This window comes from Flavobacterium amniphilum (genome assembly GCF_023634845.1).
In the GTDB taxonomy this organism is placed as follows: Bacteria; Bacteroidota; Bacteroidia; order Flavobacteriales; family Flavobacteriaceae; genus Flavobacterium; species Flavobacterium amniphilum.
In genome coordinates this window covers 27,482-49,809 of record NZ_JAMLJL010000001.1, presented here as the reverse complement: position 1 = coordinate 49,809, position 22,328 = coordinate 27,482, and the positions used below count along the sequence as shown (strand labels likewise).

Here is a 22,328-nt window from a genome sequence, read left to right as displayed (position 1 = left end):
TAGTATGTGTGGAATTGTAGGTTACATTGGACATAGAGAAGCTTATCCCTTAATTATTAAAGGGCTAAAGCGATTAGAATATAGAGGGTATGACAGTGCAGGAGTGGTTTTGTATGATGGAACCGATTTAAAACTGTCGAAAACAAAAGGAAAAGTTTCTGATCTTGAAGAAAGAGCTGTTAAAGAAATTTCTTTAAACGGATCAATCGGGATTGGACACACGCGTTGGGCAACCCATGGGGTTCCAAATGATGTGAATTCACATCCTCACCTTTCCAATTCAGGAAATTTAGTAATTGTTCATAATGGTATTATCGAAAATTACGAACCATTAAAAAAAGAATTAATTAAAAGAGGTTATGTTTTCAAATCAGATACAGATACTGAGGTATTGATTAATTTAATTGAAGACGTACAGAAAAAAGATAATCTTAAATTAGGCAAGGCGGTTCAGGTGGCTTTGAACCAAGTTGTGGGTGCGTATGCGATTTGTGTTTTTGATAAACAAAAACCGGATGAAATTGTTGTGGCCCGTTTAGGGAGTCCTTTAGCGATTGGTTTAGGAAAGGATGAGTTTTTCATTGCTTCTGATGCTTCTCCTTTTATCGAATATACATCCAATGCTATTTATCTTGAAGATGAAGAAATGGCGATTGTCCGTTTGAACAAACCGATGAAAGTCCGTAAAATTAAGGATGATTCATTAGTAGATCCTTATGTTCAGGAATTGCAGATGAATTTGGAGCAGATTGAAAAAGGAGGTTACGATCATTTTATGATGAAAGAAATCTACGAACAGCCTAATGTGATCCGTGATACTTACCGTGGACGCCTACATGCAAATGAAGGAATTGTGAGAATGGCAGGTGTTGAAGATAATATTGAAAAATTCACGAACGCACAAAGAATATTAATTATTGCATGTGGTACTTCATGGCATGCGGGATTGGTAGCTGAATATATTTTTGAAGAATTTGCACGTATACCTGTTGAAGTGGAATATGCTTCTGAATTCCGTTACAGAAATCCAATTATCAGTGATAAGGATGTAGTTATTGCAATTTCACAATCTGGAGAAACAGCTGATACTTTGGCGGCAATTAAATTAGCTAAAGAAAAAGGAGCTTTTGTATTTGGTGTTTGTAATGTGGTTGGTTCGTCAATTTCGAGAGAATCTCATGCCGGTGCTTATACTCATGCGGGTCCAGAAATTGGTGTTGCTTCAACAAAAGCATTTACTACTCAGATCACGGTTTTAACGATGATTGCATTACGTTTGGCTAAAATCAAAGGAACTTTGTCAAATTCTGAATATCACAGATACTTGTTAGAACTTGAAACGATTCCGGAAAAAGTGAAGGAAGCGTTGGAGACTAATGAAATTTCAAAACAAATTGCTTCTGTTTATAAAGATGCGCCTAATTGTCTTTACCTTGGAAGAGGGTATAATTTCCCTGTAGCCTTGGAAGGTGCTTTGAAGTTAAAAGAGATTTCTTATATCCATGCAGAAGGTTATCCGGCGGCAGAAATGAAGCATGGACCTATCGCATTGATAGATGAACAAATGCCTGTTGTGGTAATTGCGCCTAAACAAGGGCATTACGATAAAGTGGTGAGTAATATCCAGGAAATTAAATCGCGTAGTGGAAAAATAATTGCAGTTGTGACTAAAGGAGATGAACAGGTTAGGGCTTTAGCTGATCATGTTATCGAAATTCCTGAAACTTCGGATGCGTTGTCACCTTTGTTAACAACTATTCCTTTGCAATTGCTTTCATACCACATAGCGGTTATGAGAGGTTGTAATGTCGACCAGCCGAGAAACCTTGCGAAGTCAGTTACTGTGGAATAATGTAAAATTTTAGTAAAATAATTGTAAAAAGCGGGATTTTTTCCCGCTTTTTTTATTAAAACAATATTTTTATTTTTCTCGCTTTTTTATATTTACTATGTATGCATAATATTTATTCTTTTAATTAAATGTTAAAATTTTAATAAATATTTAAAAAACTATCAAATTTTAGTGTCTTAACATGCTGTGGAATGCCTAAAATATTAGAAAGTTTTAATCTACTTTTTTATATTTTACAATTATTATCGTAATTTGGCTTTATAAACCAACAAAATTCAAAGAAGAATGAGAATCTATTTTACTATTTTGTCATTGTTTTTTAGCGTATTAACTTTTGCGCAAACAACAATTTCAGGAACAGTTACAGATGATAAAAGTCAGCCTGTACCTGGTGCAAACGTTAAAGTGGTTGGGTCTACTTCGGGGACTTCGGCCGGATTTGACGGAAAATTTACTTTAAAAACACAAAATTCTTTCCCGCTTACAATAGAGGTAACGATGATGGGATTTACTGCGCAAACTGTTCAGGTTAATTCCAAAGAGCAGGAAATCGTGGTTGTTTTGGCTGAAGAATCAACAAAATTAAATGAGATTGTAATCTCTGCGTCAAGAGCCCCGGAAAGAGTTCTTGAGTCTCCGGTTACAATTGAAAGAATGGGTATCAAAGATATCAAGAATACCACGGCTGCTACTTTTTATGATGGTCTTGAGAATATGAAAGATATTCATTTTAATACCAGTAGTTTCGGATTTAAATCAGTTAATGCCAGAGGATTTGCTACTGTAGCCAATACGCGTTTCATGCAGTTGGTAGATGGTATGGATAACTCATCTCCGGCGTTGAACTTTATCTTGGGTAACTTGTTAGGTTTAAATGATGTTGATGCCGGTAGTGTTGAAATTCTTCCTGGTGCATCATCTGCGTTATATGGAGCGAATGCTTTTAACGGAATTATTTTTATGAATAGTAGAAGCCCATTTACAAAAGAGGGGATTTCGACTTATTTCAAATACGGAAGAACGGTACAGCAAACAGCGGGAGATAATCCTGTGTATGACTTTGGTATCAGAGCTGCTAAAAAATTCTCTGATCATTTTGCTGCAAAAGCTAATTTCTCAGTTTTGTCTGCAACAGAATGGATTGCTAATGACAGAAGAGATTTGGCACAAAATTTTACAGGTTTGGACTTCAATCCGAACTATGATGGTTTGAATACTTATGGAGATGAAGTGTCTACAAATATTAAAACTGTAGGTCAAACTTTGGCAAATTTGGGTTTAATTCCTGCTGCTGCAGTTAATTTATTACCAAACTACAATGTTGCAAGAACAGGATATGCTGAAAAAGATTTGAATAGTAACAAAGTTGAAAGTTTCAAATTTGATGCTTCATTGCATTTCCGTCCATGGGCAAATTCTTCAAGTACTTTTGCGAAAGACATTGAAATTATCGCACAACATAAATTAGGTTTTGGTAATACTATTTATCAGGGAGCTAACAGATACTCGTTGAAAGATTTCTATATGGATCAGACAAAATTGGAGATCAAAGGTAGAAACTTCTTTGCAAGAGGATATATGACAACTGAGGATGCAGGTAATTCTTATGATATGCGTTTTGCAGCATGGAACGTTAACCGCGCATGGAAATCGGATTCAACTTGGTTTGGACAATATGCCGGAGCTTATATTCAGGCTACATTGGCAGGTCAGACGCCTGAAAATGCGCACATTATTGCCAGACAAACTGCTGATACGGGAAGATTTGTACCGGGAAGTCCTGCTTACAATGCAGCATTGTCTTCGGTAACTAAAGATCCAAATTTGACAACTGGTGCTAAATTCAAAGATGAATCTAAATTGTACCACACGGATTTAAATTATAACTTCAAAGATTTAATCGACTTTGCTGAGATTCAGGTTGGTGGATCTGCAAGAGAATATGTGATGAATTCTGACGGAACTATCTTTACAGATTTTGACGGTCCTTTAAAGTATAGTGAGTACGGTGTTTATACACAATTACAAAAGAAATTTATGGAAGAGAGAATGAAATTCACAGGATCTCTTCGCTATGATAAATCTCAAAACTTCGACGGAAATATTTCGCCAAGAGTATCACTTACATATGCTGCCGGTGCTGAAAAACAACATAATTTCCGTGCTTCTTATCAAACTGGTTTCCGTAACCCGACAACTCAGGATCAATACATCGGATTGGATTTAGGTCCATTCGCATTGATTGGTTCGGCACCTGAAAACTTAGAGCGTTTTACAGAAACTGTAAATGTAAGTGCTAACGGACAGGCTATGGGTAACCCGGCAACTATCGGAATGAATGGTAATAATGCTTATTTCAATTCATTTACTTCGGCTTCTGTGCAGGCTTTTTCAGCTACAGGAGACCCAAGTGTACTTGAAGCTTCTTCTTATGGATTGGTTAAGCCTGAAAAAGTACAGGCATTTGAATTAGGATATAGAGCAAATGTTCAAAAAACAGCTGTAGATATTAACGGATACTATAATATGTATAATGACTTTATCAATACAGCTAACGTTATTGCGCCTTATTATGGTACTGTTGGAAGTCCGGAGTCAATTGCGGCTTTGGTTAACGGAGATAGAAGAGTGTATCAGGTGTATACAAACTCTAAAGCTGATATTACTTCATTAGGTTTTGGTATTGGGGTGAACAGAAAAGTAGCGATGTTTGATCTTGGAGCTAGCTACAACTACTCTGAATTCAAATTTGACCAAGCTTCTGATCCAAGTTTTGAAGCAGGATTCAATACGCCTAAGCATAGAGTTAAAGGTTCTTTCGGAAGTGAGAAATTATTCAAAAACTTTGGATTTAATACAAACGTAAGATGGAATTCAGAATATTTATGGCAGTCTTCATTTGTTGATGCTATGGTTCCTGAAAACGTTGTGTTTGACGCGCAAATTAATTACACCATTCCTTTCTTGAAATCAGTGATTAAAGTTGGTGGTGCTAATATCGGAGGTAAAGATTATATTCAGGTTCCCGGAGCCGGTAATATTGGACAACAATACTACGCATCTTGGACTATTAATCCGTAATCAAGTTAAACTTATTAAAAGTAAAAGTATATGATTAAAAATTTCAAATGGCTATTTTTGGTTTCGTTAACCTTTGTAGCGTGTGGAGACGATGATGCAAAAGTTGATGAAACTGTATCGCCGGGAACTGCAGACTTTTCTAAATATGTTGCATTGGGAGATTCTTTTGCGGCAGGTTTCAGTGATAATGCTTTATTTAAATTAGGGCAGGAGACTTCTTATCCTTCAATTTTGGCCGGGCAATTTGAAGCTGCGGGCGGAGGTGATTTTACAATTCCTTTCATGAATGATAATATTGGAGGTTTTACCAATGCGGCATTAGGTGGTCCAAGACTTTATTTTAATGGAACTGCGCCCGTTCCGGTTTCGGGAACTTCTACTACTGATGTGTCAGTGCATTTGTCGGGTTCTTTTTCAAATCTAGGTGTGCCGGGAGCGAAAAGTTATCATTTATTGGCAGCTGGATACGGAAATATTGGGGGATTGGGAACAATACCTCCTACGGCAAATCCTTACTTTGTGAGATTTGCTTCTTCAGGAAGTACTACTGTTTTGGCTGATGCATTAACACAACAACCAACTTTCTTTTCATTGTGGATTGGAGGTAATGATGTTTTGGGTTATGCTTTGTCAGGTGGTGATGGGACAAATCCAATTACACCTACGGCTACTTTTAATGCTTCTTATAATGCTTTGGCGACGCAATTGTCAAATGGAGGAAGAAAAGGGGTTGTTGCTAATTTACCATATGTAACATCTTTGCCTCACTTTACAACTGTTCCGTATAACCCAGTTGCTTTAAACTCGGCTCAGGTAACTCAATTGAACAGTGGTTATGCAACATACAACGGTGGTCTTGCTGTTGCGGTTGCTAATGGCTGGATAACTCAGGCGGAAGCAGACAGAAGAAGGGTTGTTTTTCAAGTGGGGGCAAATCCGGTAATTATTGTGGATAGTTATTTGACTGATTTGACACCTTACGGAATCCCTTCTTACAGACCGGCTACTGCAAATGATTATCCGGTATTACCTTCAAGAACTTTTATCGGAACATTGGTGGGTGGTAATCCTGCAATGATTAACGGTGTTTCTGTTCCTTTAGCTGACAAATGGATTGTTAGTAAAAACGAGGTTGATGAAATTATTGCTGCGACTGATGCTTATAACGTAACAATCGAAGCAGCAGCTTCTGCTAATGGTTTAGCTTATGTTGATGCAAAAACAGTAATGAGTTTGTTAACAAGTCCTAACGGTGTTGTGGCTAACGGATATACTTTAAAAGAAGATTTCGTAACAGGTGGTGCTTTCTCTTTGGACGGTGTGCATCCTTCACCTCGCGGATATGCTTTAATAGCAAATAAATTTATTGAAGCAATCAATGCAAAATACGGTTCTACAATCAGAACGGTTAATGTGGGAACTTACAGAGTGTTGTTTCCTGCATCATTGTAATGTTTGAAAGATACATAATTTATAAAACCACCGGAATTTCCGGTGGTTTTTGGTTTTTAAATCTATTGAAAACGAGCCAGATAAAAAAACCAAAAAATTGTATTGTAATTCACAATTATAAAATTATCTTTGCACTCTGAAAAAACACTTTGTTTTTGATAACTAAATAGCTATTTAATAAATACATACAGCATGTCTAAAGTAATAGGAAAAGTTGCTCAAATTATTGGTCCGGTGGTTGACGTTGTGTTTAACGCAGCTGAAGCTGAATTGCCAAAAATTTACGATTCATTAGAAATCACTAAAAATGACGGTACTAAATTAGTATTGGAAGTTCAATCACACATTGGAGAAAATACAGTTCGTACAATCTCTATGGACTCAACAGACGGTTTGAGTAGAGGGGCTGATGTAACAGCTACCGGTGCTCCAATCCAAATGCCAATCGGTGGAGACATCTACGGTCGTTTATTCAATGTTGTAGGTGATGCTATTGATGGATTAGGTGATTTGCCAAAAGAAGGTGCTAATGGATTGCCAATCCACAGACAAGCTCCTAAATTCGAAGATTTATCAACTTCATCAGAAGTTTTATTTACAGGTATTAAAGTAATCGATTTGATTGAACCTTATGCAAAAGGAGGTAAAATTGGATTGTTTGGTGGTGCTGGTGTAGGTAAAACAGTATTGATTCAGGAGTTGATCAACAATATCGCAAAAGGTCACGGAGGTCTTTCTGTATTCGCTGGAGTAGGTGAAAGAACACGTGAAGGAAATGACTTACTTCGTGAGATGTTAGAGTCAGGAATTATCAAGTATGGTGACGATTTCATGCATTCAATGGAAAATGGTGGATGGGATTTAACTAAAGTTGATAAAGTGGGAATGAGAGATTCTAAAGCAACTTTCGTTTTCGGTCAGATGAATGAGCCGCCTGGAGCACGTGCGCGTGTTGCTTTGTCTGGTTTATCAATTGCTGAATATTTCCGTGATGGTGCTGGTTCTGATCAAGGTAAAGACGTACTTTTCTTCGTAGATAATATCTTCCGTTTTACACAAGCGGGTTCTGAGGTATCTGCATTATTAGGACGTATGCCGTCAGCGGTAGGTTATCAACCTACATTGGCAACTGAGATGGGTGCAATGCAAGAGCGTATTACATCTACTAAAAAAGGATCAATTACTTCAGTACAGGCGGTTTATGTACCTGCGGATGACTTAACTGACCCGGCGCCGGCTACAACTTTCGCGCACTTAGATGCTACAACGGTATTGTCTCGTAAAATTGCTGAGTTAGGTATTTATCCTGCGGTTGATCCATTGGATTCGACTTCTCGTATCTTAACTCCGGAAATCTTAGGTAAGGATCACTATGATACTGCTCAAAGAGTTAAAGAGATTCTACAAAAATATAAACAATTACAGGATATCATCGCCATCTTAGGTATGGAGGAGTTATCTGAAGATGATAAATTAGCAGTATCAAGAGCACGTCGTGTTCAACGTTTCTTATCTCAGCCTTTCCACGTAGCGGAACAATTTACAGGTATTCCTGGTGTATTGGTTGATATTAAAGATACGATCAAAGGATTTAACATGATCATTGATGGTGAGTTAGACCACTTGCCTGAAGCAGCTTTCAACTTAAAAGGTACCATCGAAGATGTTATCGAAGCTGGTCAGAAAATGTTAGCTGAAGCATAAAATCAATGGATAATTGACAATGGATAATTGTCAATTGTTAATTATCAATTATCAATTACATAAAATGATTGTAGAAATTGTATCACCAGAAGCCACTTTATTTACAGGAGAAGTTACTTCAGTAGCGGTTCCGGGAGTAAATGGTGAGTTCCAAATGTTGAATAATCACGCACCTATCGTGTCGTTATTAGGAAAGGGAAATGTGAAAATTGTTGGTTCTAATATTAAAATTGCTAAAGAATTCGCAGCAAAATTTAATAAAGTAAATGAACAAACATTTTGGTTGCCTATCACTTCAGGAACTATTGAAATGAATGATAACAAAATAATTGTATTAGCCGACTAATACAATTCATAATAAAAAAGCCAAACAGTAATGTTTGGCTTTTTTTTTGGTTAACCCTAATAAACTATTTTTTGAAATAACTATTTTTAATGCATTAATCCCCAAAATCCTGTTGTGATATAGAAACGAATAAGAGTTGCTGAAAATGCTGCCCAAATAATTAGGCTAACAATACTCACAACAAGTGCTTTGCTAAATTGTAGTTTAGTTTTCTTACCTAGAAAACCAAAGTAATATACTGCAAAATAAATTAGCTGAACTATAAAGAAGAAACTAATTGCGTAATTCTTAGAAAAGTTAAAAATATAAGAAAGAGGTAAAATAATTAACGCATACATCAAAAGACAAAAGCCAATCATGTACATTCCGGCAACTAAATGTTCAACATAATTATATTTTGCTTTTCTGTAAAAAAGCCAAAAAACAAAAGCTGTTAACGGTAACGAACACATAGCCATCAGGTTGGAGTATTTTGTGGTAAAATGCATCACCTTTTCTCCTCGTTCGTACATGTTTATCGCAGCTAGCTTCTTAGCAGGATCTATAATTTTAGTTAACTCTGGATGTGTCTTGAGTACATCGGATGTTTCTTTGGGTTCACCCAATGTGGATATAAAAACAAATATTGTGGCAATCAGTAAAAAGAAACTTAATGGAGGAAAATATTTTTTACGTTTCCCTTCAATATATTCTCTTGCAACAACACCGCGTTTTTTTACTAAATCTCTAATTAACTGAAATAAGCCCTTGTCTGCATGTGTGAAATAATGTATTCCTTCGTGAAGAACATCATGAAAACTCAACCTGTGTAATGCAGATTTCTGACTACAATTCGGGCAGTAATTATAATTCTCAGAGTAATTTGTTTCGCAGTTCTTGCAAATCGATTCCATATTTTCGGGTTTTAATGCAAGATACAATTTCCATTAATTAGTTAAAATTTTTATTCACTAGTTTTTGTTGTTATTGAATATTGAGACTTTTACCTGTTACTGTCGTGTCTTCATTAGGAAAAGAAATGTGAAATTGTTAGTTTTGATATTAAAATGCCAAATGAATTTTTAGCTAAGTTTAATAAAGTGAAACAACTTTTTTTTGGTTGACTATTACTTTAGGAACAGTTGAAAAATGAATTGTAACAAAATAATTGTGTTAGCCAGTTAATACAGTTTAAGCCGAGCGTAGCGAATTGTACGCAGTAAAATAAATTTTAAAACCCAGTTTGTTTCAAAAGCGAAATTGGTTTTTTTATATTTTTAATTCAAAAATCTAAACACCATGAATTCAAAAGCCCTAAAACTTTTTTTTGGTATTTTAATGTCATTATTTGCAAATTGCATTTGGTCACAACAACCTGCAGCTGCAAATCAGACAGTATTGCTAATTAATGCAAAAACTAATAAGAGTATCAATGTATCCAGTAAATATGATCCGGACAAAGTAGAAGCTATTTTGGGAAAATCTATTACTTTGGATAAGGAAATACTCGAACAGGGCGAAGAGCCAATCTACACTTTCCACTATGACGGATTGATTATTGAAATGCAAAATAATGCAATTTTACAGTTAACTATAACGAAGAATAAATGGAAGCTTAACAAGTTTACCATTGGAACTTTAATTGAAGAGATTGCTGCTAAACATGAGAAGCATGACGCTAAATTTGTTTACGACCATCGTTTCAAAATAAAAGGTTCAAAAGGAGTTATCTTTGCTGAAATGGATAATTTACAAAGGATTACAAAACTTGGCGTTGTTTTTAATAAATGATGGTACCTGAAGATTATGAGCTTGTTTATAAAACAAAAGGGAATTTACTATTCTACCTTTTTGGTTTGGCATTGATTTTTTTGAGCATTCCTGTTTTTTTTAAAACAATGGATTTGTTCGTAAACAATAAAGCAGTTACCTGTGTTAAATTTATCACGGCAATTTTTTTCTTTTTATTTTGCGGAGTTGCGTTAATCCATAAAAAAGTATTATACGCTAACAAAAATGAAAAAAGCATTCTTTTGAGGTATACATTTTTTGGGTTGCCTATTATAAAAGATAGTTTTTTTGAAGATATTCAGTATGTGGGAGTCCATATTGAAAATGATGTTAAAAGTAAAGACTTTACGATAAAGCTTTGGTTTTCAGATAATAAAAATCAGCCAATTGCTTATAGATTTAGCTCTAAAGCTGCATTAGAATTTGAAGAAATTTTGAGTGATGGTTTGAAAATAAGCATGCTTGATAATACGATTAAAGGTCATAAGAATTGGATTGAAAAATATGATGAGACTGTTTCCTAAATCACTACAAGATAAACTTGCTTTGCGTAAAGTAAACAATTCTTTAAGGTCGTTAAAATCCTCAAGCGAATTAATTGATTTTGCTTCTAATGATTACCTTGGGTTTGCTCATTCAGAAATTATTTTTGATGCAACTCATCAGTTTTTAATTGATAGTAATATTAAAATCAACGGCGCTACAGGAAGCCGATTGATTTCAGGGAACTACAAACTGTATTCATTAACCGAAGATTATATCGCTAAATTTCACCTGTCAGAATCGGCATTGATATTTAATTCAGGCTATGACGCCAATGTAGGTTTTTTCAGTTGTGTACCACAACGCAATGATATTATTCTGTTCGATGAATTGTGTCATGCTTCAATCCGGGACGGTATCCAACTTTCAAATGCCAGATCATTTAAATTCATGCATAATGATTTTGAAGATTTGGAGCAAAAAATACTTAAATTCCAAACGGCCGGATCAAATATTTTTGTTGCTATAGAATCAGTTTATTCAATGGATGGCGATACGCCTAATTTGGAAGAACTGATTTTTGTATGTGAAAAGCACAATTGCTTACTGATTGTAGATGAAGCGCATGCGCTTGGAGTATTCGGTGATAGTGGTGAAGGTTTGATCCAAAGTTTAGGTTTTCAGGATAAGGTTTTTGCCCGTATCATGACATTCGGAAAAGGATTGGGATGTCATGGTGCTGCAATTTTGGGTAGTCAGGATTTGAAAGATTATTTGGTGAACTTTGCCAGAAGCTTCATTTATACCACGGGACTTTCTCCGCACTCGGTTGCAACAGTTTTAATTGCGTACCAACAGTTGGTTAATGAAAAAAGTACAATTGAAAAACTAAGGGAAAACATTGTTCATTTTAATCAGGAGAAAAATTTACTGGGTTTAAAACCAATGTTTGTCCGAAGTAAATCGGCCATACAGTGTGCCATCATTCCCGGTAATGAAAAAGTGAAAAAAGTCGCTTCTCAACTACAATCAGAAGGATTTGATGTCAAGGCAATTCTTTCCCCAACTGTTCCGGAAGGTCAGGAACGACTACGTATTTGTCTACATTCGTATAATTCTAAAGATCAGATTTCAAGTGTTTTAAGGTGTGTAATGTCACTTTTGTAAAAAAAAACATATTTTTTTGTAACGTTTTGCCTGTTTGATTACTTACTTGTTGAAATCAAAAAGATAAGTTCAATCATAAAAGTAAAATAAACAAAAAATGAAAAACCTATTTAAATCAATCTTATTTATCGTTGTTTCCCAATTCGGATTAACTTCAAATGCACAAACCAAAGCAACCGAAAATTCTTTATTATGGGAGATATCCGGAAACGGATTGACAAAACCGTCTTATTTATTTGGAACAGTTCACATGATTTGTGGAAAAGACTATGTGTTGAAACCAAAAGTAAAGGATGCTTTCGCCAAAACATCTAAACTGGCTTTGGAAATCAATATAGCAGATCCAAATGAAATGGCTGCCATGCAACAGTATCTTATGGGTACCGAATTATTAAGTAAAAAATTGACTTCTGTGCAATTGACAGAATTGGAAAAGATTTTAAAAACAAATATAGGAGTTGGAGTGAAAGATGTAGACAGTTATTCATTGACAACTTTGATGAGTCTTTTATCTGTTAAATCATTTGGATGCCAGGATTTGAAAGTGTATGAAATGGAACTGACGGCTAAAGCTAAAGAAGATAAAAAAGGAATAATCGGTTTGGAAACTATAAAAGCCCAAATGGAATTTTTAGGAAAGTCATACTCTGATGACCAAATGATGGAACTTTTTAAGCACATCAATGAAGCTGAAACCCAAAAACTGGTTCAAAATTATGTTACCGAAAACCTGCAAGGTATGTATGAAGAAATCACGAACAAAGAAGTGATGGATGCAAACGCTAAAAAGTGGATGCTGGATACGAGAAATGCCAATTGGGTGAAAATCATGCCGGAAATGATGAAAAAAGAAAGCGTATTCTTCGCTGTAGGATCAGGACATTTACCAGGAGATGAAGGTGTCATCAACTTATTGAAACAAAAAGGATATACGGTAAAACCGGTAATGATTTAAGAAACATTGGATTCAAAAGAGAAAGAATTCTTAACCCGGATCGAAAGCCATAAAGGTATACTCCACAAGGTTTCCAAGATGTATATGGATAATCCTGATGATCAGGATGACTTGTTTCAGGAAATTATATGCCAACTTTGGAAGGCGTATGACAGCTTTAAAGGGGAAAGTCAGTTTTCAACCTGGATGTATCGTGTAGCCATTAATACGTCAATTGTTTTCTTGAAAAAAGAGAAGCGAAAGATTGATAAATATGAAATTGCTTCTGAAAATATCAAAGAAGAAGACTGTGACGCATATATCAAGGAAAGTCAGATTGAACATTTTTACAAAGCAGTACAAAAGCTCGATAAAATTGATAAAGCGATAATTTTCTACCAACTGGAAGGGTTTTCGCATCGTGAAATCGCAGAAAATTTAGGTATTTCCGAAGGAAATGCACGGGTAAAATTAAACAGGGCAAAAGAAAAATTAAAAGAAATTATAAAAAATCAGGGATATGGATTTTAACGATATACAATCGGCGTGGAATAGTGATAAATCAGAAAATGTTTCCCTTCCGGCTAATTTGGAAAAATTACAATCAACCAATATGCCATTGGATAAAATCAGGAAAAATCTGAAAAATGAATTTATTTATCAGATAATCTCCATTGTCTTTTTGGGATTCATACCGTTTATTTTTAAATTTTCACCATTAATGCAAACCGGATTTTATGGTTTGTATGTACTCTTTTTGATGATTTGTGCTTATTTTTTGGTAAAGCTTTATTTCTTCTATAAAAGATTGAATACAGTCAGTATGACAACGAAAGACAATCTTTATGAAACGTATTATGATATCCGCCTGAATATGGAGTTTTACAAATCCTTTTGTTATTCACTGGTGCCGTTTATAATTGCTTTTCAGGTCTTGATTTATGTGAATCTTTATAAATTGGATCAATTCACCGATCTTTTGAATGAAAAATCAGATGATATCTTTATTGGGTTTCTCATTGGTGCATTTGTAGGAGCAACGGCGGCAATTGCTTTTGTGACCGAATGGTGGGTAAATCATTTCTACGGGAAATATGCCAAGGAAATCAGAAAGGTTTTAGACGAATTAAAAGAATAATAAGAAAGCCCATCTTTGCGATGGGTTTTTTACTTTTGCAGAAAGAAATACTATGAAACTATTTATTACCGGTATAGGAACAGATGTAGGTAAGACAGTTGCATCAGCAATTGTTGTCGAAGCGCTGGAAGCCGATTACTGGAAACCGGTTCAGGCAGGTGATTTGGATTATTCAGATACGCATAAAGTGAAAAATCAGGTTTCAAATGCGAAATCCCGTTTTTTTGAAAATGCGTACGCTCTCAATACACCTGCGAGCCCGCATCTGGCTGCTGAAATTGACGGAATCAGAATTGATTTGGCCAAAATAACAGAACCACAAACCGGAAATTATCTGGTAATCGAAGGAGCCGGCGGCATATTGGTTCCTTTAAATGATACTGATTGTGTGGTTGATTTGATTCAACCCGATTATAAAGTCATTGTAGTTTCAAGACATTATCTGGGAAGTATCAATCATACATTGCTTACAATAGAAGCTTTGAAAAACAGAAATATTGAAATTGGCGGAATTATTTTTTCCGGCGATGAAAATTCGGCTACAGAAAAAATTATTCTCAATAAATCAGGAGTTAAAATGATTGGCCGCATCGATTCGGAACCTTATTTTGACCATAACGTAATCGCTTATTACGCCGATTTATTCCGCGAAAACCTTATCAATCTATAAAAGATATGAGCCTTTCACAAAAAGACAAATTATACAATTGGCATCCTTATACACAACATCAAACCGCAACTGATTTTCCTGCAATTGTTAAAGGAAAAGACGCGCTGCTTTGGGATGAAAATAATAAAGAATACATCGATGCAATCGCTTCTTGGTGGGTCAATCCATTCGGACATTCGAATACATTTATTGCCGATGCCATCTATGAACAGCTAACTACATTGGAACATGTTCTGTTCGGAGGTTTTACACATGATAAAGTGGTTTTTCTGGCAGAAAAGTTAAGTGAGATCTTACCCTCAAACCAACAGAAATTTTTTTATTCCGATAATGGTTCAACCGCAGTGGAAGTTGCCATTAAAGCTTCGGTCCAGTTTCATTTCAATAAGGGAATAAAAAAAAATACTATTGTTGCTTTTGAAGATGCCTTTCACGGTGATACATTCGGAGCAATGGCTGTGAGCGGAATTTCTTTGTTTACGGAAGCTTTTCAGGGTTCGCTTTTAAATGTTGTCCGGATTCCGGTTCCAGTTGCCGGAAAAGAAACCGAATCGCTCAACGCCTTGAAAAAAGCCATTGCAGAACATGAAGTGGCCGCATTTATTTTTGAACCTTTAGTTTTGGGCGCAGCCGGAATGTTGATGTATGAACCCGAAGCTCTGGATCAGTTAATGGCAGTTTGTAAACAGAAAAATGTTTTCACTATTGCCGATGAAGTAATGACAGGATTCGGGAAAACAGGAAAAACGTTTGCCTGTGATTATCTGAGACAGCAACCGGATATGATGTGTTTGTCCAAAGCATTGACCGGTGGTACCATTCCAATGGCAATTACGACGTTTACCAATGAAATTTTTGACGGATTCAAAAGCGAATCAGTGAATCATGCTTTGTTCCACGGACATACTTTTACCGCAAATCCAACAGGTTGTGCAGCCGCATTGGCCAGTATCGCTTTACTGCAAAAAGAAGAAACCAAACAAAATATCAGCAGAATCTACCAAAGTCATTTGCAATTTCAGGAACGGATTAAATCGCATCCGAAAGTTGAAGTAACCAGAGTGCTTGGTGTTATTTTTGCTTTAGAAGTTAAAACAGAAGGAGAAACCGGCTATTATGGTAACTTACGCAACAAGCTTTACAACTTCTTTATCGACAACGGAATTATCCTGAGACCGGTAGGAAATACGGTTTATATTTTGCCGCCTTATATTATGACGAATGCTCAATTGGAAAAAGTCTATAAAACCATCGAAAAAGCCTTGGAAATAGTTTAATTTTGTAGCCATTCCCGCTGTACGCTGTATCTTTTATTGCCATTTGTCAAAGCAATAAAAGGATGCCGCTGCCATCGGGGCTAAAAGAATTCCGCTTGAAACAAAAAATTGCCATAACCGCACTTTCTTCCGTATCGGCTTTAGGTCATAATCCTGAAACCATCTGGAATAATTATATAAACAATTCATCTTTTATAGGTCTACAAAAAATTGGAAATCAGCAAATTGCTGTAGCTCAACTGCCATCAGAAACCAAAAAAGAAATTGAAAAGTTAAGACAGTCGGAAGCAAAATACAAGAATTTGGATCCTTCTGTTTTGTTTGCCGTTTACACCTCAAGAGAAGCCGTTAAAAAAGCCGGTTGGAGTCAAAATGATGTTTTCGGAATCAATATTGGTTCCTCCCGTGGTGCTACTGAGTTATTTGAAAAATACCACCAGGAATTCATCGAAACCGGTATGTCTTCCACTTTGGCATCACCTACGACTACTTTAGGAAATATTTCGTCATGGGTAGCCCATGATCTGAAAAGCAAAGGACCTGAGATTTCACATTCCATTACTTGTTCCACGGCACTTCATGCTTTTTTAAACGGAGTAGTATGGCTTAAGGCAGGAATGGCAGAAAAATTTTTAGTTGGCGGTAGCGAAGCGCCTTTAACACCTTTTACGATCGCGCAGATGCAGGCTTTGAAAATTTATTCACAATCTGCTGAATGCCGTTCATTCGATTTGGAGAAAACCAAAAACACCATGATTTTAGGTGAAGGTGCCAGTATGATTTGTCTGGAAACCGGTGAAAATGAAAATGCATTGGCGTATGTGGAAGGGATTGGTTATGCAACAGATATTTTGGAACACAGTATATCAATTTCTACTGAAGCACAATGTTTTCAGGATTCCATGAAAATGGCTATGGGTGATATCAAACCCGAAGAGATTGATGCAGTTGTGATGCATGCACCCGGTACTGTAAAAGGCGACTTATCAGAATATAAAGCCATTCAGAGAGTATTTGGTAGTCATATGCCTATGTTGACCACTAATAAATGGAAAATCGGTCATACTTTCGGTGCGTCCGGAATGTTGAGCGTGGAATTAGCCCTTTTGATGCTTCAGCACAATACGTTTATTAGAATTCCTTTTGCGTCAAAACAAAAAACAGATAGGCCAGTTAAAAAGGTTATGGTGAATGCAGTTGGTTTTGGAGGAAATGCAGTATCGGTATTGATTGGGAAATAGTTTTTTAATTTTCAGTTGTTTCCAAATCGTTCAGTTTGTCATAAACTAAATTACTTTCCCAGCCTTTACGGAGTAAATAATCGGCTATTTTTTTCTTTTTTTTAGCAATATTACGTTCAAGAACTGTATCCCATTGCTTTTCAGCCAGAAGGTGGAAAGTTTCAATATATATTTCCTGAGGGATTTCTTTCAATGCCTTATTAATATTGAATTTTGAAATATTTCGTAACTTCAGTTCGTTTTCAATCCTGAATTTCCCCCACTTTTTAATGTTGTGTTTTCCTCTTGCAAAACTACAGGCAAATCGCTCTTCATTTAAAAAATTCTGTTCAATCAAGTGCACAACGATATGATCAACTGCCTGTGGAATCATTCCAAGGGATTTAAGTTTGGTTATCACTTCTTCATGACATCTTTCCTGATAGGAACAATAATATTCCAGTTTTTGGGTAGCTTCTTCTACGGTATATACTTTGGCATTCATTGGGGTAAAATTATCAAAATCAGGTGAGAATAAAAAAATGTAGGAAAATACATAATACAAAAAAGACGCTGGAATACCAAATTTTATCGACCATCAGCAAAAATTAACGATAAATTTAACTTTTTATTCTTTTTTTATTAAGAAATAATAATATATTTGATGGCTTTATTTTAAACTAAGTGGTTGGTTTTCAGTAGGGCGTTTTGCACAATTAAAACTTATACAATGAGAATTAAATTACTTATTTTTTCCTTACTTTTTAGTGTGGTTGGTTTTGGACAAATTGTAATTCCAAATGCAACTCCAGTAACTCAAAACTTTGATGGAATCGGTAATTCTGCTACTGCAGTATTACCTACAGGAGTAAGAGTGAACACAACTGCAAACTATTCGACCGGAACAGCTGCAACTACTGTTGCGTATGGAACAAGTGGCGCAGGAATTGTTGGAGGGGCCTCAGGAGGTGGCTGTGTTAACTGGGCTAACGGTGTCACGGCTAGTTCAACAGATCGATCTTTAGGCTTTTTGTCATCTGGTGGTTATTCAAGTCCGAGATCAATTATTATTGCGATTCAAAATACAGGCTCTGCCAATATTACTGACTTGGCTATATCGTTTGATTATGAAAAATATAGATCAGGAACAAGAGCTTTTGATTGGACCTTTTTTCATGGTGCAAATGCAACAAATGTAAATACGGCAGTAGCAGCCGGGAATCAATCTTATACAGCTGATGCTAATAATACAACTATTAGTAATCCGCCTACAGCAATTAATAAGTCATTTACAATAACCGGTTTGAGTATTGCACCATCAGGGTTGTATTATTTATGCTGGACCTATACTGGTGCTGGTGGTTCTACCAACTCACAAGGTCTTGGAGTAGATAATTTAAGCTTGACAGCTACTTTTGCTGCTTCTTTACAAGAAATCAATATTCAAGGAAATTCAACTACCATTGCTGATGGTGATGTTGCGCCTTCCCTTACTGATGATACTGACTTTGGAACAACAACTGTATCAACAAATGTTGCAAAAACGTATACAATACAAAATACCGGATCTGCTAATTTGTCGGTTACTAACGTAGCAATGAATACAGGATCTGTTTTTACGGTTGGTGGAATTACTTTGCCGGCTACAATCGCTGCTGGTGGTTCTACAACTTTTACAGTAACATTTAACAGTGCCTCAACCGGAACATTTAACGATACGGTTTTGATAACCAGTAATGATACTGACGAAGCAACCTATAACTATAACGTGACCGCAACAATACCTGCAGCATCATCACCTGAAATTAATATTCAAGGGAATTCAAATACTATTGCTGATGGTGATGTTACACCTTCTGTAGCTGATGATACAGATTTTGGAATCACAACAACATCTACGAATGTTATAAAAACATATACAATTCAAAATACGGGAACCGGTAATTTATCGGTAACTAATGTTGCTATGAATACGGGTTCTGTATATACGGTTGGAGGAATTACTTTACCGGCAACGATTGCTGCCGGTGCTTCAACAACTTTTACAGTAACGTTTAACAGTGCGACTACCGGAACATTCAATGATACGGTTTTGGTAACCAGTGATGATGCTGATGAAGCAACTTATAATTATAATGTAACAGCAGTAATTCCGGCAGCTACGCCTGAAATTAACATTCAGGGGAATTCAGTAAATATAGTTGATGGTGATGCTACACCTTCTGCAACAGATGACACAAGTTTCGGTAGCATTGCTGTTTCGAATAATATTGTAAAAACATTCACAATCCAGAATACAGGAACGGCTAATCTGAATGTTTCTGCGATTGCGATGACAACAGGAACAAAATATACTGTTGGCGGTATCACATTACCGGCAACTGTAGCTGCTGCTGGATCAACAACTTTTACGGTTACATTTAACAGTGCTACAACAGGATCATTCAATGATACAGTGACGGTAACCAGTGATGATGCTGATGAGGCAGCTTATGATTTTGCTGTGACGGCTACGGCTACAGTTGCGCCTTGTAGTGATTTGTTTATTTCAGAATATGTTGAAGGTTCGGGGAATAATAAATTTATTGAACTTTTTAACCCGACTGGTTCAAGTATAAATTTGTCAGATTATGTATTAAGACAATATAATGCAGGTTCTGCAACAGTTACTTCAAGTTTGACATTGTCTGGATCAATACTTCCATATAGTACTTATGTAATAGCTAATTCGTTACAATCTTTAGGTGTAGCAGCAGATTTGTCGACGGCAAGTACTGTTATGCAATATAATGGTGATGATGCTATTTCGCTTTATAAAACTTCAATAGCAGCAAATGTTGATATAGTTGGGCAGGTAATAGGGGTTGACCCAGGAACAGAATGGGGTGCAGGTTTAACATCAACAGCTGATAATACGATAGTTAGAAATTCAGGAATCCAAATCGGTGATAGTAATGGTTCAGATGCTTTCAATCCTTCAACAGAATGGACAGGTTATGCCGTTGATACAGTAACTAATTTAGGTTCACACAATTCAATTTGTACTCCTCCATTACCTGAAATGAATGTACAAGGGAATTCGGTTTCAATAGCTGATGGTGATATTACTCCTTCAGCAGCAGATCATAGTGATTTTGGTTCGACAGTGGTTTTGTCAGGAACCGTTATGAGAACTTTTACAATTCAAAATACAGGAACAGCCGTTTTAAATGTTGGTGCGATAACTATTTCAGGTACAAATGCTTCAGATTTCAGTGTGTCTGTTAATCCGGCTTCAACAGTTGCAGCTTCGGGAACCACTACGTTTGAAATTACTTTCCAGCCTTCAGCAATAGGTTTAAGAACGGCTACAATTGCAATTGCCAACAATGATATAAATGAGAATCCGTATAATTTCAATATTCAGGGAACAGGAGTTTTCTGTGCAAATACGACATCATGGGACGGAACTTCATGGAGTAACGGAACGCCTGATTCTACCAAAATTGCCATATTGAACGGAAACTATACAACTTCGGTTGCTACTCCAAGTTTCATCAGCTGTGGTTTAATAGTTAACTTGGGATCTACACTTACTGTTAGCTCTAATGATTATATTGAAGTGGGGCATGACGTAGTAAATAACGGAACGGTTACCATACAGGATGATGCTTCTTTAATTCAAACGGATAATACTAGTGCTTATTCAGGAGCCGGAACGAACAACATGATCAGAACGGCGCAAAACACAAAACAATTTGATTATGTGTATTGGTCGTCTCCAATTGTTTCGGCATCATTCACAACAATTGCCAACAGCCGTATTTACGAGTGGGATACCGATGTTGCGAACCCTGCAGGATACGGACAAGGTAATTGGGTTAGCTCAGCTGATGCGAATATGGTTCCGGGTAAAGGATATGCTTTCAGGGTTCCAAATAATGATCCAACACAAACAGTTACGTTTACAGGCAGTATGTTTAATAATGCCGTAATCAACAAAACAATCAATAAAGGAACAATTACAACTCCTTTTGCGGGTACAAACGCAACAATTACAGAATTTGATGACAACTGGAATCTTGTAGGTAATCCATATCCTTCAGCAATCGATACTCAAACATTTGCTACAGATAACAGTGCAGTGCTTGAAGATGGAACGGTTTATTTATGGAGACATTTGACTTCGCCTACGACTGCAGCAAATCCTTACTATCAGTCATATACTTATAATTATGTTTCTTCAGATTATGTGAGACATAACGGTACGGCTTCAATTCCTGCCGGAGCTTTTGACGGTAAAATTGCATCAGGACAGGGATTCTTCGTAAAAATGAAGGAAAGCTTAGGTTCAAGTTCAGCTAATTTACAATTCAATAACGGACAAAGATCACATAACCACAATAACAGTCAGTTTTTCAGAAATTCTTCGCCTTCAGGTGAATTACAGAAAAGCAGAATCTGGTTAGATTTAATCAATCCTGACCGTACGGTTAAAACCCAGGTTGTGGCTTATGTTGAAGGCGCGACAAACGGAGATGATTTCTATTTTGATTCTAAATCAAGTTACAAGTCGGGATTCGGTTTCCATTCAGTTAACGGGAATACTATATTTGATATTCAGGCGAGATCTTTCCCTTTTGATAATAATGATTTGGTTCCGCTTGGAGTTCAGTTGCCGGCAGCAGGAACATATACGATAGCAATTAATCAAGCAGACGGTGTTTTTGCAGACAGATCGAATAAAATTTATCTGGAAGACAAATTGACGAATGTAATCCATGATTTAACATTGGCTCCTTATCAGTTTACTGCCCAACAAGGAATCAACAATACAAGATTTGTGTTGCGTTATACGGCTAGTACATTAGGTAATGATGATTTTGAACCGGTAAACAATTCAGTGAAGGTATTCGGAACAGACAATGCAATTGCAATTACTTCGGGAATTAAAAATATTGTATCTTATGAAGTTTACAATGTATTGGGACAATCATTGGCAACGAAGAAAAATGTTGAAAATCACCAAACCGAAATCACTTCGGTACAAAAAAATAATCAGGCACTGATTGTGAAAGTAATTTTGGAAAATGGTCACACAATAACCCGAAAAATAATTTTCTAACAATCTGATTCTGTTGTGAAATTTGAAAATCCCTCTTCTGAAATTTAGGAAGAGGGATTTTTTTTGTTGAAAACTTATTCCCTTAGAGTGATAAAAAAAATCTATTTTTACTAAAAATAATTCGATATAA

At 36.2% G+C, this 22,328-nt stretch carries 17 protein-coding genes; 15 read left to right on the top strand and 2 right to left on the bottom strand.

The window, feature by feature from the left end; genetic code table 11:
• The first annotated feature begins 4 nt into the window (after positions 1–4).
• The 5 genes from glmS (at position 5) to NAT51_RS00195 (ending at position 8,435) form a co-directional block, all read left to right on the top strand.
• Positions 5–1,852 (top strand): glutamine--fructose-6-phosphate transaminase (isomerizing), encoded by a 1,848-nt coding sequence (glmS, locus tag NAT51_RS00215; protein ID WP_250593880.1) that lies wholly within the window; start codon positions 5–7, stop codon positions 1,850–1,852.
• Positions 1,853–2,137: 285 nt separating this feature from the next.
• The gene (locus NAT51_RS00210; protein WP_250593878.1) at positions 2,138–4,933 is read left to right on the top strand and encodes a TonB-dependent receptor domain-containing protein; all 2,796 of its coding nucleotides are present in this window, start codon (positions 2,138–2,140) and stop codon (positions 4,931–4,933) included.
• Positions 4,934–4,963: 30 nt separating this feature from the next.
• Complete coding sequence (locus tag NAT51_RS00205) at positions 4,964–6,385, top strand: SGNH/GDSL hydrolase family protein (protein ID WP_250593876.1); 1,422 nt, start codon at positions 4,964–4,966, stop codon at positions 6,383–6,385.
• Between the two features lie 192 nt (positions 6,386–6,577).
• Positions 6,578–8,089, top strand: a complete 1,512-nt coding sequence (atpD, locus tag NAT51_RS00200) for a F0F1 ATP synthase subunit beta (RefSeq protein WP_250593874.1) — start codon at positions 6,578–6,580, stop codon at positions 8,087–8,089.
• A gap of 64 nt (positions 8,090–8,153) precedes the next feature.
• Positions 8,154–8,435 (top strand): F0F1 ATP synthase subunit epsilon, encoded by a 282-nt coding sequence (locus NAT51_RS00195; RefSeq protein ID WP_250593872.1) that lies wholly within the window; start codon positions 8,154–8,156, stop codon positions 8,433–8,435.
• 86 nt (positions 8,436–8,521) lie between these two features.
• On the opposite strand, the gene NAT51_RS00190 is transcribed toward NAT51_RS00195, so the two are convergent.
• On the bottom strand, positions 8,522–9,328 hold the full coding sequence (locus NAT51_RS00190) for a DUF3667 domain-containing protein (RefSeq protein ID WP_250593870.1): 807 nt from the start codon (positions 9,326–9,328) through the stop codon (positions 8,522–8,524).
• Positions 9,329–9,713: 385 nt separating this feature from the next.
• Between NAT51_RS00190 and NAT51_RS00185 the strand changes: the two genes are divergently transcribed.
• The 9 genes from NAT51_RS00185 to NAT51_RS00145 all read left to right on the top strand — a co-directional run bounded on the left by NAT51_RS00185 (position 9,714) and on the right by NAT51_RS00145 (position 17,115).
• Positions 9,714–10,205, top strand: a complete 492-nt coding sequence (locus NAT51_RS00185) for a hypothetical protein (RefSeq protein WP_250593869.1) — start codon at positions 9,714–9,716, stop codon at positions 10,203–10,205.
• On the top strand, positions 10,202–10,729 hold the full coding sequence (locus NAT51_RS00180) for a hypothetical protein (RefSeq protein ID WP_250593867.1): 528 nt from the start codon (positions 10,202–10,204) through the stop codon (positions 10,727–10,729). The genes NAT51_RS00185 and NAT51_RS00180 overlap by 4 nt, the downstream gene beginning before the upstream one ends.
• Positions 10,713–11,855 carry an aminotransferase class I/II-fold pyridoxal phosphate-dependent enzyme gene (locus NAT51_RS00175; RefSeq protein WP_250594481.1) on the top strand — a complete coding sequence of 381 codons (1,143 nt, stop codon included), beginning with the start codon at positions 10,713–10,715 and terminating at the stop codon, positions 11,853–11,855. Before NAT51_RS00180 ends, NAT51_RS00175 begins: the two co-directional genes overlap by 17 nt.
• Positions 11,856–11,952: 97 nt before the next feature.
• Positions 11,953–12,810, top strand: a complete 858-nt coding sequence (locus tag NAT51_RS00170) for a TraB/GumN family protein (protein ID WP_250593865.1) — start codon at positions 11,953–11,955, stop codon at positions 12,808–12,810.
• A gap of 6 nt (positions 12,811–12,816) precedes the next feature.
• Positions 12,817–13,320 carry an RNA polymerase sigma factor gene (locus tag NAT51_RS00165; RefSeq protein ID WP_250593863.1) on the top strand — a complete coding sequence of 168 codons (504 nt, stop codon included), beginning with the start codon at positions 12,817–12,819 and terminating at the stop codon, positions 13,318–13,320.
• Positions 13,310–13,927 carry a hypothetical protein gene (locus NAT51_RS00160; RefSeq protein ID WP_250593861.1) on the top strand — a complete coding sequence of 206 codons (618 nt, stop codon included), beginning with the start codon at positions 13,310–13,312 and terminating at the stop codon, positions 13,925–13,927. The genes NAT51_RS00165 and NAT51_RS00160 overlap by 11 nt, the downstream gene beginning before the upstream one ends.
• 52 nt (positions 13,928–13,979) lie before the next feature.
• Entirely contained in the window at positions 13,980–14,597 is a 618-nt protein-coding gene (bioD, locus tag NAT51_RS00155; protein ID WP_250593859.1) for a dethiobiotin synthase, read from the top strand.
• 5 nt (positions 14,598–14,602) lie between these two features.
• Entirely contained in the window at positions 14,603–15,874 is a 1,272-nt protein-coding gene (gene bioA, locus NAT51_RS00150; RefSeq protein ID WP_250593857.1) for an adenosylmethionine--8-amino-7-oxononanoate transaminase, read from the top strand.
• A gap of 95 nt (positions 15,875–15,969) precedes the next feature.
• Positions 15,970–17,115, top strand: coding sequence for a beta-ketoacyl synthase N-terminal-like domain-containing protein (locus NAT51_RS00145; RefSeq protein WP_250593855.1), 1,146 nt, complete (start codon positions 15,970–15,972; stop codon positions 17,113–17,115).
• Positions 17,116–17,119: 4 nt separating this feature from the next.
• Here the strand turns inward: NAT51_RS00145 and NAT51_RS00140 are convergent, their stop codons facing one another.
• Positions 17,120–17,599 carry a regulatory protein RecX gene (locus tag NAT51_RS00140; protein WP_250593853.1) on the bottom strand — a complete coding sequence of 160 codons (480 nt, stop codon included), beginning with the start codon at positions 17,597–17,599 and terminating at the stop codon, positions 17,120–17,122.
• 225 nt (positions 17,600–17,824) lie between these two features.
• Between NAT51_RS00140 and NAT51_RS00135 the strand changes: the two genes are divergently transcribed.
• Positions 17,825–22,198: a choice-of-anchor D domain-containing protein gene (locus NAT51_RS00135; protein WP_250593851.1), complete on the top strand. Its 4,374-nt coding sequence runs from the start codon at positions 17,825–17,827 to the stop codon at positions 22,196–22,198.
• Positions 22,199–22,328 lie beyond the last annotated feature (130 nt).

Bases quoted from the DNA above. Each gene is read 5' to 3' on its own strand.
- NAT51_RS00190 (WP_250593870.1), bottom strand. From the start codon at position 9,328: ATGGAATCGATTTGCAAGAACTGCGAAACAAATTACTCTGAGAATTAT.
- NAT51_RS00160 (WP_250593861.1), top strand. From the start codon at position 13,310: ATGGATTTTAACGATATACAATCGGCGTGGAATAGTGATAAATCAGAA.
- NAT51_RS00175 (WP_250594481.1), top strand. From the start codon at position 10,713: ATGAGACTGTTTCCTAAATCACTACAAGATAAACTTGCTTTGCGTAAA.
- NAT51_RS00185 (WP_250593869.1), top strand. From the start codon at position 9,714: ATGAATTCAAAAGCCCTAAAACTTTTTTTTGGTATTTTAATGTCATTA.
- glmS (WP_250593880.1), top strand. From the start codon at position 5: ATGTGTGGAATTGTAGGTTACATTGGACATAGAGAAGCTTATCCCTTA.
- NAT51_RS00210 (WP_250593878.1), top strand. From the start codon at position 2,138: ATGAGAATCTATTTTACTATTTTGTCATTGTTTTTTAGCGTATTAACT.
- NAT51_RS00135 (WP_250593851.1), top strand. From the start codon at position 17,825: ATGAGAATTAAATTACTTATTTTTTCCTTACTTTTTAGTGTGGTTGGT.
- bioA (WP_250593857.1), top strand. From the start codon at position 14,603: ATGAGCCTTTCACAAAAAGACAAATTATACAATTGGCATCCTTATACA.
- atpD (WP_250593874.1), top strand. From the start codon at position 6,578: ATGTCTAAAGTAATAGGAAAAGTTGCTCAAATTATTGGTCCGGTGGTT.
- NAT51_RS00195 (WP_250593872.1), top strand. From the start codon at position 8,154: ATGATTGTAGAAATTGTATCACCAGAAGCCACTTTATTTACAGGAGAA.
- bioD (WP_250593859.1), top strand. From the start codon at position 13,980: ATGAAACTATTTATTACCGGTATAGGAACAGATGTAGGTAAGACAGTT.
- NAT51_RS00170 (WP_250593865.1), top strand. From the start codon at position 11,953: ATGAAAAACCTATTTAAATCAATCTTATTTATCGTTGTTTCCCAATTC.
- NAT51_RS00140 (WP_250593853.1), bottom strand. From the start codon at position 17,599: ATGAATGCCAAAGTATATACCGTAGAAGAAGCTACCCAAAAACTGGAA.
- NAT51_RS00180 (WP_250593867.1), top strand. From the start codon at position 10,202: ATGATGGTACCTGAAGATTATGAGCTTGTTTATAAAACAAAAGGGAAT.
- NAT51_RS00205 (WP_250593876.1), top strand. From the start codon at position 4,964: ATGATTAAAAATTTCAAATGGCTATTTTTGGTTTCGTTAACCTTTGTA.